This window comes from Aurantimicrobium photophilum (genome assembly GCF_003194085.1).
Taxonomy (GTDB): domain Bacteria; phylum Actinomycetota; class Actinomycetes; order Actinomycetales; family Microbacteriaceae; genus Aurantimicrobium; species Aurantimicrobium photophilum.
This window is the reverse complement of record NZ_CP023994.1, coordinates 1,063,757-1,076,690: the sequence shown is the minus strand read 5'-3', so window position 1 is coordinate 1,076,690 and position 12,934 is coordinate 1,063,757. Positions and strand designations below refer to the sequence as shown.

General features: G+C 53.9%; 12 protein-coding genes and 1 riboswitch. All 12 genes read left to right on the top strand.

Going from position 1 to position 12,934, the window contains the following annotated elements:
- The first annotated feature begins 14 nt into the window (after positions 1-14).
- The 12 genes from mnmA to AURMO_RS05305 all read left to right on the top strand — a co-directional run bounded on the left by mnmA (position 15) and on the right by AURMO_RS05305 (position 12,926).
- Positions 15-1,127 carry a tRNA 2-thiouridine(34) synthase MnmA gene (gene mnmA, locus AURMO_RS05355; protein WP_110233760.1) on the top strand — a complete coding sequence of 371 codons (1,113 nt, stop codon included), beginning with the start codon at positions 15-17 and terminating at the stop codon, positions 1,125-1,127.
- Positions 1,124-3,424, top strand: a complete 2,301-nt coding sequence (ligA, locus tag AURMO_RS05350) for an NAD-dependent DNA ligase LigA (RefSeq protein ID WP_110233758.1) — start codon at positions 1,124-1,126, stop codon at positions 3,422-3,424. The genes mnmA and ligA overlap by 4 nt, the downstream gene beginning before the upstream one ends.
- Before the next feature lie 41 nt (positions 3,425-3,465).
- Positions 3,466-4,701, top strand: coding sequence for an exonuclease domain-containing protein (locus tag AURMO_RS05345; protein ID WP_110233756.1), 1,236 nt, complete (start codon positions 3,466-3,468; stop codon positions 4,699-4,701).
- Positions 4,702-4,783: 82 nt separating this feature from the next.
- Positions 4,784-5,083, top strand: a complete 300-nt coding sequence (gene gatC, locus AURMO_RS05340; protein WP_110233754.1) for an Asp-tRNA(Asn)/Glu-tRNA(Gln) amidotransferase subunit GatC — start codon at positions 4,784-4,786, stop codon at positions 5,081-5,083.
- Between the two features lie 2 nt (positions 5,084-5,085).
- Entirely contained in the window at positions 5,086-6,594 is a 1,509-nt protein-coding gene (gene gatA / locus AURMO_RS05335) for an Asp-tRNA(Asn)/Glu-tRNA(Gln) amidotransferase subunit GatA (protein ID WP_110233751.1), read from the top strand.
- On the top strand, positions 6,594-8,096 hold the full coding sequence (gene gatB, locus AURMO_RS05330) for an Asp-tRNA(Asn)/Glu-tRNA(Gln) amidotransferase subunit GatB (RefSeq protein ID WP_110233749.1): 1,503 nt from the start codon (positions 6,594-6,596) through the stop codon (positions 8,094-8,096). Before gatA ends, gatB begins: the two co-directional genes overlap by 1 nt.
- Positions 8,097-8,105: 9 nt before the next feature.
- On the top strand, positions 8,106-8,279 hold the full coding sequence (locus AURMO_RS08925) for a hypothetical protein (RefSeq protein WP_162532680.1): 174 nt from the start codon (positions 8,106-8,108) through the stop codon (positions 8,277-8,279).
- Positions 8,276-9,472 carry a DNA polymerase IV gene (gene dinB, locus AURMO_RS05325; protein WP_275425180.1) on the top strand — a complete coding sequence of 399 codons (1,197 nt, stop codon included), beginning with the start codon at positions 8,276-8,278 and terminating at the stop codon, positions 9,470-9,472. The genes AURMO_RS08925 and dinB overlap by 4 nt, the downstream gene beginning before the upstream one ends.
- Positions 9,438-9,546, top strand: a riboswitch (TPP riboswitch). Its footprint overlaps the gene before it by 35 nt.
- Before the next feature lie 38 nt (positions 9,547-9,584).
- Complete coding sequence (locus AURMO_RS05320; protein WP_239406800.1) at positions 9,585-10,169, top strand: ECF transporter S component; 585 nt, start codon at positions 9,585-9,587, stop codon at positions 10,167-10,169.
- Positions 10,170-11,600, top strand: coding sequence for an ABC transporter ATP-binding protein (locus AURMO_RS05315; protein WP_239406799.1), 1,431 nt, complete (start codon positions 10,170-10,172; stop codon positions 11,598-11,600).
- A complete protein-coding gene (locus tag AURMO_RS05310) occupies positions 11,597-12,355 on the top strand; it encodes an energy-coupling factor transporter transmembrane component T family protein (RefSeq protein ID WP_110233746.1) in 759 nt (252 codons plus the stop codon). Before AURMO_RS05315 ends, AURMO_RS05310 begins: the two co-directional genes overlap by 4 nt.
- Positions 12,342-12,926, top strand: a complete 585-nt coding sequence (locus AURMO_RS05305) for a nucleoside/nucleotide kinase family protein (protein ID WP_162532678.1) — start codon at positions 12,342-12,344, stop codon at positions 12,924-12,926. Before AURMO_RS05310 ends, AURMO_RS05305 begins: the two co-directional genes overlap by 14 nt.
- Positions 12,927-12,934: the final 8 nt, after the last annotated feature.

The following is a 12,934-nucleotide window of genomic DNA, read 5'->3' as shown; positions in this document are numbered from 1 at the left end:
CTTAAACTTGAATTATGCGAGTACTAGCGGCAATGAGTGGTGGAGTTGACTCCGCTGTTGCTGCTGCGCGGGCAGTAGAAGCAGGACACGACGTTGTAGGGGTGCACTTAGCGCTCAGCCGTATGCCTGGCACCCTGCGAACCGGTGCACGTGGCTGCTGCACCATCGAAGACTCGATGGATGCGCAGCGCGCTGCCACCATGCTCGGCATTCCCTATTACGTCTGGGACTTCTCAGAACGCTTCAAGTCCGACGTGGTCGATGACTTTATTGCTGAATACCAGGCTGGTCGCACGCCGAACCCCTGCATGCGCTGCAACGAGAAGATCAAGTTTGCTGCCCTGATGGAGAAGGCACTTGCGCTGGGCTTTGATGCTGTCTGCACCGGTCACTATGCCAATGTCGTTTCCGATGCCAACGGCAACCTCGAGCTTCACCGCGCCAGTGCGTGGGCAAAGGATCAGTCCTATGTTCTCGGTGTGCTCACCTCGGATCAGCTCGCGCACGCCATGTTCCCGCTCGGGGACACCCCCTCCAAGGACCTCATTCGTGCCGAGGCGGCAGAGCGTGGTCTGAGCGTTGCGCAGAAGCCTGACAGTCACGACATTTGCTTTATTCCTGATGGTGACACCCGAGGCTGGCTCGCAGATCGTGTGGGCATCAGTGAAGGTGACATTGTCGACACTGCTGGAAACAAGCTCGGCACCCATGAAGGAACACCAGGTTTCACCATTGGCCAGCGCAAGGGACTCCACATTGGAACTCCTGCACCGGATGGTCTTCCACGCTTTGTGCTGGAGATCCGTCCCAAGACCAACACCGTAGTGGTGGGCCCCAAGGAAGCACTCGACATTATCGAGATTGCTGGCACCAGCTTCACCTGGTGTGGGGAACCACAGGAAAACCCTGAAAACGAATTCGATGTTGAAGTGCAGATTCGTGCACACGCAGATCCCGTACCTGCTGTTGCGCAGCTGGTTGGAGGCGAACTCATCGTTCGCCCCGCCAACCCGCTCAACTCGGTAGCTGCCGGGCAAACTGCCGTCATTTATGTCGGCACCAGGGTTCTGGGGCAGTTCACGATTGCACGAACAGTGAGTGACTTGAATGTTGTGGCCACCGCATGAGCGAGGACGCACTCTTCGATTTAGAGGATGTAGTTCCTGAAGAGATTCCGTCTTCAGCAGAAGTTTCCGAACTTACCGATTTTGAAAAAGCGCAAGCAGAAGCAATAGAACTAACTGCCAAGATCAACAAAGCCGCAGATGCTTATTACGAACGCGACGAAAGCATCATTTCAGATGCTGAGTACGACTCCGCAATGCGTAGGCTCGAAGCAATCGAAAAAACTTACCCGGTACTTCAAGGGCAGGACAGCCCCACTCTGAGTGTTGGCGGCCGTGCTGCGGCAACCTTTGAAAAGGTCCCTCATCTCGAGCGAATGATGAGTTTGGACAATGTTTTTTCAGAAGAACAATTTCTTGCATGGGCAGAAAAAACTGAAAGAGATGCTGGAACTGCAATCAAGTATCTCTGCGAGCTGAAGATCGACGGTCTTGCTATCAATCTTCGCTTCGAGAATGGAACCCTCACAGGGGCAACAACTCGTGGTGATGGAGTAGTAGGAGAAGACGTCACAGCAAATGTCCTCACCATTCAGGGCATTCCACACCGACTTTCAGGTGTTGGGTTCCCTGAACTCATGGAAGTTCGTGGTGAAATTTATATTCCAACTGCAGAGTTTGAAGCGCTTAATAAGCGTTTGTTAGAGGCCAAGGAAAAGACATTTTCTAACCCCCGAAACTCTGCCAGTGGTTCACTGCGCCAGATTGACCCGGCAAAAACGGCTGCAAGGCCTCTTCGCCTTCTGGTTCATGGAATTGGTGCCTGGGATCAGGTACCTGTTGCTAACCAGTCAGATGTTTATGGGCTCCTTGAGTCTTGGGGACTGCCAACTTCGAAGTACTTCGAAGTACTTTCAAGCGCAAAAGAAGTTGCAGCATTCATTACCGAGATGGGTGCAAAACGACACGACATTGACCATGAGATTGACGGCATAGTCATCAAGGTCGACGACTTAGCCATTCAAAAGCAACTTGGTGCCACCAGTCGAGCACCTCGTTGGGCAATCGCCTACAAATACCCTCCTGAGCAGGTCAACACCAAGCTGAAAGACATCAAGGTCAGCGTGGGGCGCACAGGACGCGCAACACCTTTTGCCATCGTTGAACCAGTTCAAGTTGCTGGCTCAGTCGTTGAATACGCAACACTTCATAACCAAGATGTGGTTAAAGCCAAGGGCGTTCTCATCAAGGACACGATTGTCATCCGGAAAGCCGGTGACGTCATTCCTGAAATCTTGGGGCCAGTACTCGAACTTCGCGATGGCACAGAGTATCCATTTGTGATGCCTGAAAGTTGTCCTGAGTGTGGTGCGAAGCTAGCACCAGCCAGCGAGGACGATATTGATCTTCGTTGCCCAAACACGAAAGCTTGCCCTGCTCAAGTTCGTGGGCGCGTTGAACATATTGGTAGTCGCGGTGGTCTTGAAATTGAAGGACTGGGTGAGTCGACTGCTGAAGCGTTGACTAATCCGATCCCACCACTTCAACCCGCTTTGCTCACAGAAGCAGGACTTTTTGAGCTCACGTTAGAGGATCTTTTCCCTCTCGAGGTTTGGAATTACTCAGACATTCGAATCCGTGAAATCAAGCTTGATAAGGAAACGGGAGAACCGCTTCGAGAACTTCCTTTCCGTCGCATTAGAAAGATTGGCAAGAAAGTTGTCATGGATCCACCCTTTGACCCTCAAGCAGAGGTCTTTGACGGTGATGAAAAATTCATACTTTCTAAGGGTGCGTATGAGCTCATCGCTGAGCTCGAAAAGGCAAAGACAAAGCCTTTTTGGCGAATGCTGGTTTCCTTGAACATCAGACACGTTGGACCTGTAGCAGCTAGAGCATTGGCAAATCACTTTGGTTCTATTGAAGCCTTAGATGAAGCCACCGCCGAGGAACTGGCAGCAGTCGAGGGTGTCGGTCAAATCATTGCTGAGTCAGTGAAATCGTGGCTAGAAGTTGATTGGCATCGCGAAATCATTGAACGCTGGAAATCTGCCGGTGTCCAACTGTTTGTTCCAGGACATGCCGGGCCCGGCGCTGTGACCTCAAACGAAGGACCCTGCAGCGGACTCATCATTGTGGCTACAGGCTCTCTTGACGGATTTACTCGCGACGGCGCACAAGAGGCGATTATCGCTGCAGGTGGAAAACCTGCATCTTCGGTATCGAAGAATACAAACTTTGTGGCTGCTGGCCCTGGTGCAGGATCGAAACTGACTAAAGCGAAAGAATTAGGGATTCCAGTTTTAGATGCAGAAGGTTTCAAAATACTGCTGGAACATGGTCCTTCTGCATTGTCTTAGGAGCAATGTAGCCTGAAAGAAAATTGCAACTGGGGGAAAATATGAGCTCAAACGGCTTTGCTGTAATTGATTTTGAAACCACAGGCTTTAGCCCCAATAAGGGTGACAAAGTTGTTGAGATCGGCCTTGTACTTCTGGATCAACATGGTGATCCAGAATCGACATTTTCTACGCTGATTAATCCAGGGCGTGATGTCGGAGCGACAAAAATACATGGCATTACCGCGACAGATGTGATCGATGCGCCTTCATTCGAAGATGTAGCCCCTGGGCTTCTGCAGATGATAAATGGCCGAGTAATTGTGGCGCATAACGCGAGTTTTGATACCAATTTTTTAGTTGCCGAATTCAATTCAGTAGGAATTCTTATTGACAAGGGTTCACTGCCTGTTATTTGCACAATGAAAATGGCAACCGAGATGCTTCCCGGTGTGGGTAGATCGCTTGCTGCGTGTTGTGAGGCTTATGACATAGATATTGAAAACGCCCACTGTGCACTTGACGACGCAATTGCAACGGCAAAACTTCTTCGTTCATATTTCGAACAAGAGCCGAATTTTTTCCTTTGGGACAGGGTAATTGAACAGTCTTCGTTGTTCGTATGGCCTTCAGTTCCTGCGCAAGTAGCTCCCACGAAACAACGTGGTGAAATTCTCACAGTTGAAGAGCCCGTGCTGACCAAATACATCACAAAACTTCCGGATGCGGCAGAAACCGCTGAAGACCGAGGGCTCTTGAGATTGTTTGATGACATCTTCAGTGATGGGTTGATGACCCCGGAGGAAGCCTCACTAGTTGATGCATATGTCGAGGAAGTTGGCATGGATGCAAAGAAACTTGCTGCTCTTAAAGATCAATATTTCTTAGATTTGGTGAATGTTGCTTGGGCAGATGGAGTGTTAAACGCTGCTGAGATTGCAGGGATTCATTACGTGGGAAAACTGATGGGTAAATCTCTTGCTGAGATCAAATCCAAGATCGAATATCTCAAAGATGAAATTTCTGAGGAAGCTCCAAACTTTGCCAGATTCACCATTCATCTAGAAGAAGGTGATCACATTGTCTTAACCGGGGAGATGCCCCTTTCGCGGAGCCACTACGAACAAATTGCTAGCGAAAACGGCCTCATTTGTTGGCCATCGGTTACCAAAAAAGTGAAAGTCGTTGTTGCGCAGGATCCCAATACATTGTCTGGTAAGGCTAAAAGAGCTCGACTTATTGGAATACCAGTGGTCAGTTTGGAAGATTTCTTAGTGGCAATCCAAGAATCTAAGTAATCAATTTATTGGCAGATCTCTGCACTTTTTCTGCCTTGCCTCGGTAATTTGCCCGGTGTCGTGACGGGTAAACTTGTGCCTTATGTCTGACATTTCTGCCGAGCAGGTACGCCACCTGGCTAACTTGGCCCGTATTGACCTTTCCGACGCGGAAATCGCGACGATGACCACTGAGTTGGGCCAGATCATGGAAGCTGTTGCTTCTGTACAGGCCGTTGCCACGCCTGACGTGCCTGCAACCAGCCACCCCATTCCGTTGAAGAACGTTTACCGTCCCGACGTTGTCGCTGATGTGATCCCTACCGACAAGGCTTTGGCTTCTGCTCCTGAGCACGATGGTTCGCGCTTTAAGGTGTCAGCAATTCTGGGGGAGGAGCAGTAATCATGTCTGACCTCATTCACAAGACCGCCGCCGAGCTCGCAGAGATGCTCGCTGCCGGAACCACAACTTCTGTGGAAATCACCCAGGCACACCTTGACCGCATTGCTGCGGTTGATGGTGACCTCAACGCGTTCCTCCACGTGAACGCTGCTGTGTCACTCGAGGCTGCCAAGGCGTCAGATGCACGCCGTGCTGCTGGTGCTCCGCTCAGCCCCCTCGATGGTGTTCCTATCGCCATCAAGGACGTGTTGGTCACCACCGACATGCCCTCGACTTCCGGTTCCAAGATCCTCGAAGGCTGGATGTCTCCTTATGACGCCACCGTCGTGACCAAGGTGCGCGAAGCGGGACTTGTTCCTCTGGGTAAGACCAACATGGACGAATTCGCTATGGGTTCCTCCACTGAGCACTCGGCATATGGTCCTACTCGTAACCCCTGGGATCTCGACCGTATTCCTGGTGGTTCCGGTGGTGGCTCGGCAGCTGCTGTGGCTGCTTTTGAAGCGCCATTGGCTCTCGGCTCTGACACGGGTGGATCTATCCGCCAGCCAGCACATATCACCGGCACCGTGGGCGTGAAGCCTACCTATGGTGGTGTTTCCCGCTATGGCGCGATTGCTTTGGCTTCGAGCTTTGATCAGATTGGTCCGGTAACCCGCACTGTTCTGGACTCTGCACTTCTTCACGACGTGATCAAGGGCCACGACGTGCACGACAGCACCTCACTCAAGGACGAATGGCCTTCCTTTGCAGACGCTGTGAAGAACGCCGACGTCAAGGGCCTCAAGATTGGTGTTATCGAGCAGTTGGATGACGAAGGCTTCCAGCCTGGTGTTCTTGCTCGTTTCCACGAGTCTTTGGAACTGCTCAAAGCCAACGGCGCTGAGATCGTGAACGTTTCGCTTCCCAGCCTTGCTCACGCCGTTGCTGCGTACTACTTGATTCTTCCCGCGGAAGCATCCAGCAACCTGGCCAAGTTCGACTCCGTTCGCTTTGGTCTGCGCGTGCAGCCAGAAGGCGGCGGAACGGTTGAGCAGGTCATGTCGGCCACTCGTGAAGCTGGATTCGGTGCTGAAGTGAAGCGCCGCATCATCTTGGGAACCTACGCACTCTCTGCTGGCTACTACGACGCCTATTACGGTTCTGCACAGAAGGTGCGCACGCTCGTGCAGCGCGACTTCGCAGATGCCTTTAGCAAGGTTGATGTCTTGGCTTCACCGACTGCTCCCACGACTGCGTGGAAGCTCGGCGAACAGCTCGATGACCCCGTAGCTATGTGGCGTGGAGACATTGCAACCATTCCTGCCAACATGGCTGGTATTCCTGGAATCAGCGTTCCTGCTGGTCTCGCAGACGAGGACGGATTGCCTGTCGGCATCCAGTTCCTCGCACCTGCTCGTGAAGATGCGCGCCTCTACAACGTGGGTGGCGCACTCGAAGCACTGCTGGAGCAGAAGTGGGGCCACACCCTGCTGAGCCAAGCACCAGAACTCAAGGGAGGGGCGCTCTAATGGCTAAAGCAAAGCTCATGGATTACGACAAGGCGCTCGAACTGTTCGAACCCGTTCTCGGTTTTGAAGTTCACGTGGAACTCTCCACCAAGACTAAGATGTTCTCGGCAGCTCCCAACAACTTTGGTAGTGAGCCCAACACCAACATCACTCCCACCTGCTTGGGTCTTCCCGGTTCACTTCCTGTGGTGAACGAAGAGGCTGTGCGCTACTCCATCAGCTTGGGCCTTGCCTTGGGCTGTGAGATTGCAGAATCTTCTTCCTTCGCGCGCAAGAACTACTTCTACCCTGACCTCGCGAAGAACTACCAGATCTCACAGTTTGATGAGCCCATCGCGATCAACGGAAACGTGGAAGTAGAGCTGCCTAACGGTCGCATCATCCAGGTCGACATTGAGCGTGCTCACATGGAAGAAGACGCGGGAAAGCTCACCCACGTCGGTGGTTCCACCGGTCGTATCCAGGGGGCTGAATACTCTCTCGTGGACTACAACCGTGCTGGTGTTCCCCTGGTGGAGATTGTGACCCGCATGATTGAGGGCGCCGAACACGACGCCCCTGAACTGGCCAAGGCGTATGTCGCGACTATTCGCGACATCGTGCTGGCACTTGGTATTTCTGACGCCAAGATGGAACGCGGAAACCTACGCTGTGATGCAAACGTGTCTCTGCGTCCTCGTGGATCTGACAAGCTCGGCACTCGCACCGAAACCAAGAACGTGAACTCCTTGCGTTCGGTTGAGCGTGCAGTGCGCTATGAAATTCAGCGCCAGGCACAGATTCTCTCTGAGGGTGGAACCATCATCCAGGAGACTCGCCACTGGCACGAAGACACTGGTGCAACCAGCGCTGGCCGTCCCAAGTCAGACGCTGATGACTACCGCTACTTCCCTGAGCCAGATTTGCTTCCAGTAGTGCCAGACCCAGCTCTGATTGAAGAGTTGCGTGCAGCACTTCCCGAGAAGCCAGCTGAGCGCCGTCGTCGCCTCAAGGCTGAGTGGGGATTCACCGACCTGGAGTTCCAGGATGTGGTGAACTCTGGTCTGCTCAACGAGATTACTGAGACGGTTGCAGCAGGCGCTACACCTCAGGCAGCACGTAAGTGGTGGACGGGTGAGATTGCTCGTTTGGCTAACGCAGCTGAGGGTGATGCCGGTATCGACATCACTCCAGCACAGGTTGCAGAACTACAGCAGCTCGTGGATGAGGGCACTCTGACTGACCGTTTGGCTCGTCAGGTCCTCGAAGCTGTTGCTGCCGGCGAAGGTTCACCACGTGAGATTGTGGAGACCAAGGGTCTTGCTGTGGTCAGCGATGACGGTGCACTGATCGCCGCCATCGACGAAGCACTTTCCGCTCAGCCGGATGTCCTCGAGAAGATCAAGGACGGCAAGGTTCAGGCTGCTGGTGCCGTAATTGGCGCTGTCATGAAGGCAATGCAAGGCAAAGCTGATGCGGCACGCGTTCGAGAGCTCGTGCTTGAACGTGCTGCTGCGCTCTAAACTGTAATCATGCGCATCGTTGAATTTATTGTTTCGTTCGCCCTGCTGGTAGCAAGCTTCTGGCTTATGGGTGCAGCGTTCACTCCTGAGTTTGCTGGCTACGAACTAGTCACCTTCACCGCCGGAATCATCGCTTTCACCTTGTCGTTTGGCTTGCCCATGCGTCGCTTCCTGAAGGCATAATTACCTCCTCGATTCTTCATGTCGACATGGACGCGTTCTTCGCGTCTGTGGAGGTATTAGACAGGCCAGAGGTGCGCGGCAAACCCGCTGTTGTTGCCCATGATTCACCGCGCTCTGTGGTGACCAGTGCCACCTATGAGGCTCGTGCTTTAGGCATTCGTTCGGCGATGCCGTTGACGAATGCCAAGCGTCTTGTTCCGAACGTCATTGTTTTGGAACCCCACTTTGAGAAATACCGTCATTACTCGCGCCTGGTGATGAAGGTGTTCAATGACTTCACACCATTGGTGGAGCAACTGTCTATTGATGAGGCATTCCTTGATGTCTCTGGAGCCATCAAGATCTTCGGCACACCTGAGCAGATTGCAGCTCAAATCAAACAGCGCGTGTTTGAGGAAACAGGTTTGCCCTGTTCTGTGGGGGTTGCGAGTACGAAGTTTGTCGCCAAACTGGCCTCCACCAAATCCAAGCCCAATGGGCTCTTGATCGTTCCCGAAGAGGACACTCTGAAATTCCTACACCCCCTTCCCATTGATGCGCTTTGGGGTGTGGGAAAGAAGACTGCAGAGGTGTTAAACAAGCGCGGACTCCACACTGTGTCCGATGTTGCTCATTCACCTGAACAGAGTTTGATTGCAGCACTGGGGCAAGCTGCTGGTTCTCACCTCTATGCACTGGCTTGGGCGCGTGATCCTCGCCCGGTGAACAGCGAAAAGGCAGATAAGTCCATTGGTAAGGAACACACCTTCAACGAGGATGTGACAGATATCGAGAAGCTCAAAGCAACCTTGTTGTTCCAAGCAGATCATGTTGGAGCCCAGCTGCGCAAAGCGCAGCTCGAGGCTCGAACAATCGGCCTCAAGGTCACCTTCTCTGACCTCGAATCCCTGACGCGTTCACGCACTCTTCCAGAAGCCACGAGCGTGGGCAGGGAGATTCACAAGATTGTCTGTGAGCTCCTGGATGACCTGCGCATCGGTGGACGTGCTGTTCGATTGATTGGCGTTCGTTCTGCAGGGCTGGTTGAAGCAGGTGGGCAGCAGCTGTCTTTATGGGAAGACGAAACAGATCCTTGGAAGGATGCTGAAATCGTCATTGACCAGGTAGATCAAAAGTTTGGCCCAGCTAGTGTTCGTCCGGCCTCGTTACTGCGTAAGATAGAGCCCACACGGGAGTCCGGTACACCGGGCTGAGAGGGAAGTTCCGTAACTTCCGACCGTCGAACCTGATCTGGATCATGCCAGCGCAGGGAGGCATTCTCAACGATTATCCCGTGCCCTCATTTCTACTGAAAGGGGCACGAAAGTGCACGCAACACCTGTTAACAAGTTCCGCTGGCGCACCGTCGATATTGTCGTGGCAAGCGTTATCGGAGTCGCTTCTGGAATCATCTTCTGGGCATGGGGATTGGCCTATGGTCCTCTCTCTGCAGCTCTGGCAGCAACGCCAGGCCTGACCGCCCTGCTGGGCGGTGGCTGGCTCTTTGCTGCCGTGCTCGGCGGACTCATCGTGCGCAAGCCCGGTGCGGCCATCTTTACCGAACTCATCGCGGCAACCGTCTCGGCTTTGATCGGGAGCCAATGGGGTTTTGGAACCCTGATGTCAGGACTGGTTCAGGGCCTTGGCGCTGAGCTGGTCTTTGCCCTCTTCCTTTATGCCAACTGGAACGTGTTCACCGCTGTTCTGGCTGGTGCAGGAGCTGGTGTAGCCATGAGCATCAATGACTTGGTTGTCTGGTACCCCGGCGTTGATGCTGGATTCCAGACTGTCTACGTCATTTGCGGCATCATTTCTGGTGCTGTTCTTGGTGGGGTGGTTCCCTGGTTCATTGTGCGCGGGCTAGCTCGCGCTGGTGCACTCAGCAGATTCGCTGCGGGACGCCAGAACTAAGTGGCAACATTTTCAGCGCAGGGGTGGGGTTGGCAGTTCGCTGCCCGCCCTGCTCCAGCGTTGACCAACATCTCCTGTGAGGTGAATGCGGGGGAGAGAGTTCTCCTGCTGGGAGCTTCCGGTGTTGGTAAGAGCACGCTGTTGCGAGCTCTCGCTGGTGTACTCGGTGAAGACGAAGGTACCCAGAGTGGCTCTCTTCACATCAACGGAGCTGCCCCGGAGCAGTCTCGTGGAACTGTGGGGCTTGTTCTTCAAGACCCTGAGAACCAGGTCATCTTGGAACGCGTGGGCGACGATGTCGCTTTTGGCTGTGAGAACCTCGGTGTTCCCCGCGAAGAAATCTGGGAACGGGTTGATGAAGCTCTCGGGCTGGTGGGGCTTCATGTTCCATTAAGTCATTCCACCTCAACACTCTCAGGTGGCCAGAAACAACGATTGGCCTTGGCCGGTGTTCTCGCCATGAAGCCAGAAATCATTGCCCTGGACGAGCCCACAGCAAACCTTGATCCTGCTGGAGCGAGAGCACTCAAGGACGCAGTCACAACCGTGGCAGATGCAACCGGAGCCACCATCGTGATGGTGGAACACCGAGTGGATCTCTGGTGGGACTTTGCCACTCGAATCATTGTTCTGGGAGCTGAGGGTGTGCTGTGGGATGGAGCGCCTCACTCGTTGCCCCCAGAAACGGCTTCGGTATTAGAAGCCTCCGGCGTATGGCTTCCTCACACTCAGATTCCACGTGCGCCTCAACACAGAGGTTCACCGGTGCTCCTCACGGCGCAGAACCTGTGTGCTGGATATCCAGGAAGCACACAATCGACCCAGCCTGTGAATGTGAATATTCATGCCGGCGAGATACTGGCCATTACAGGAGCCAATGGTGCTGGAAAAACAGCACTGGCATTGACCTTGGGTGGACTCATCCCTGCCCAGAGTGGAGCGGTTGTTGCTTCTACTGAGCTCCAAACCACTGCCAGGTCATCGAATCCTTACGCCTGGCGCTCTCGTGAACTGCTCACGAGAATCGGCAGTGTTTTCCAAGCACCCGAGCAGCAATTTATTGCTGCCACTGTTCGAGCTGAGCTTTCTGCTGGTCCTCGGGCTCAGGGGCTGTCTCAGAATGAGATTGACGATCGAGTAGAGGAACTCCTCGAACGACTGCATCTGACTGAACTGGCCGATGCACATCCCTTCACTCTTTCTGGTGGCCAACAGCGCAGGCTCTCGGTAGGAACAGCTTTGGCCACAAAGCCTCGCTTACTCATCCTGGATGAGCCCACATTCGGTCAGGATGCCGTGACCTGGGCAGAGATGGTCTCGCTGTTGAGTGAACTTCGTGCCGAAGGTCACGGCATCGTCGCCATTACCCACGATGAAGCATTCGTGCAGGCAGCGGCAGATACCGTGTTGAAGTTGGGCGGTGAGCAATGACCACGATTAGTCCTCTGGCAAAGCTGTGTGCTGCAGGAATCCTCGGCATTGTTCTCTTACTCTCGCTAGATCCTGTGTCTGCCCTTGTCGCGTTGGTCTTCGAGCTCGCACTGCTGCCTTGGGCAGGTGTGCCCGCTCGGAGACTCCTTCGAATTCTGACTCCACTCTTGATTGCAGCACCCTTCGCTGGGCTCTCGGGATTGCTCTATGGCAGAGATGAGGGAGATGTCGTACTTGTTGTTGGTCCCTGGAATATCTCCAAAGGTGAAGTGGCCTTAGCTGTCACCATCACTCTTAGAATTCTTGCGGTGGCGCTTCCTGCGGTCGTTCTGTTCGCCACGACAGACCCCACCGATCTTGCAGATGGCCTTGCGCAGATGTGGAAATTGCCTGCCCGCTTTGTCATAGGAGCACTAGCTGCTATTCGCATGCTGGGACTCATGCGACAGGACTGGCAGATGCTGCGCTTGGCTCGTCGTGCACGCGGCATTGCTGATGGCGGTGGACCCATTGCCGCACTGGGAAGACTGGGGAATCAGGCCATGGCGCTCTTGACAATTGCGGTGCGCAGAGGAAGCCTGCTTGCCACCGCTATGGAGGCACGAGCCTTTGATGCTCCTGTACAACGAACCTGGGCCAGAATCGCCAGGTTCACCCCCAGAGATGCCTGGTTCGTTGTGGGAGCAGCAGTAATTGCAATTATTGCTGTCATGATGGCGGTTATGACTGGAGCGTGGAACTTTGTTATCTCCTGACCTTTCTCAGATCACGGCTCATATTCACGAGCGTGCTCTGGCCTATGACGACGCGGTCAAGCACGACCGCCGTGCTCCCGCGCCCACCTTCCTCATTGATGGCCCGAGTGGGTCGGGGAAGACCACGCTCACTGCGGAGATTGAGCAGCACTGGAATTCTGCAGTGAAGCTTCAGGTGGTTCATATGGATGACCTCTACCCAGGCTGGGATGGCTTGGCGGAAGGGGCTGCCAAAGCCCTTGCAATGCTCACCGAGCGAGCCACAGGTGCTGACACACACTGGCAGCGCTATGACTGGAAAACCAGATCATTCGCAGAATGGCATTCTGTGGACTCACTCGAACCATTGCTCATTGAAGGGTGTGGTTCTATGTCTCAGGAGAGCCAGTCGCTCTCTCAAGTGCGCATTTGGCTTGATGCTGAGACAGAACTGCGCAGAGAACGAGCACTCTCACGGGTGGGTGAGAACTTTGCTGAACACTGGACTCAGTGGGATGCCCAGTTTGAGAACTTTATCTCTCTCCACAACCCCCGGGCCATAGCGACCTTAGAAGTCTCCGCAAGCGAGTAATCTAGAAG

Coding starts and splice junctions, on each gene's coding strand:
- mnmA (WP_110233760.1), top strand. CDS start 15: ATGCGAGTACTAGCGGCAATGAGTGGTGGAGTTGACTCCGCTGTTGCT.
- ligA (WP_110233758.1), top strand. CDS start 1,124: ATGAGCGAGGACGCACTCTTCGATTTAGAGGATGTAGTTCCTGAAGAG.
- AURMO_RS05345 (WP_110233756.1), top strand. CDS start 3,466: ATGAGCTCAAACGGCTTTGCTGTAATTGATTTTGAAACCACAGGCTTT.
- gatC (WP_110233754.1), top strand. CDS start 4,784: ATGTCTGACATTTCTGCCGAGCAGGTACGCCACCTGGCTAACTTGGCC.
- gatA (WP_110233751.1), top strand. CDS start 5,086: ATGTCTGACCTCATTCACAAGACCGCCGCCGAGCTCGCAGAGATGCTC.
- gatB (WP_110233749.1), top strand. CDS start 6,594: ATGGCTAAAGCAAAGCTCATGGATTACGACAAGGCGCTCGAACTGTTC.
- AURMO_RS08925 (WP_162532680.1), top strand. CDS start 8,106: ATGCGCATCGTTGAATTTATTGTTTCGTTCGCCCTGCTGGTAGCAAGC.
- AURMO_RS05310 (WP_110233746.1), top strand. CDS start 11,597: ATGACCACGATTAGTCCTCTGGCAAAGCTGTGTGCTGCAGGAATCCTC.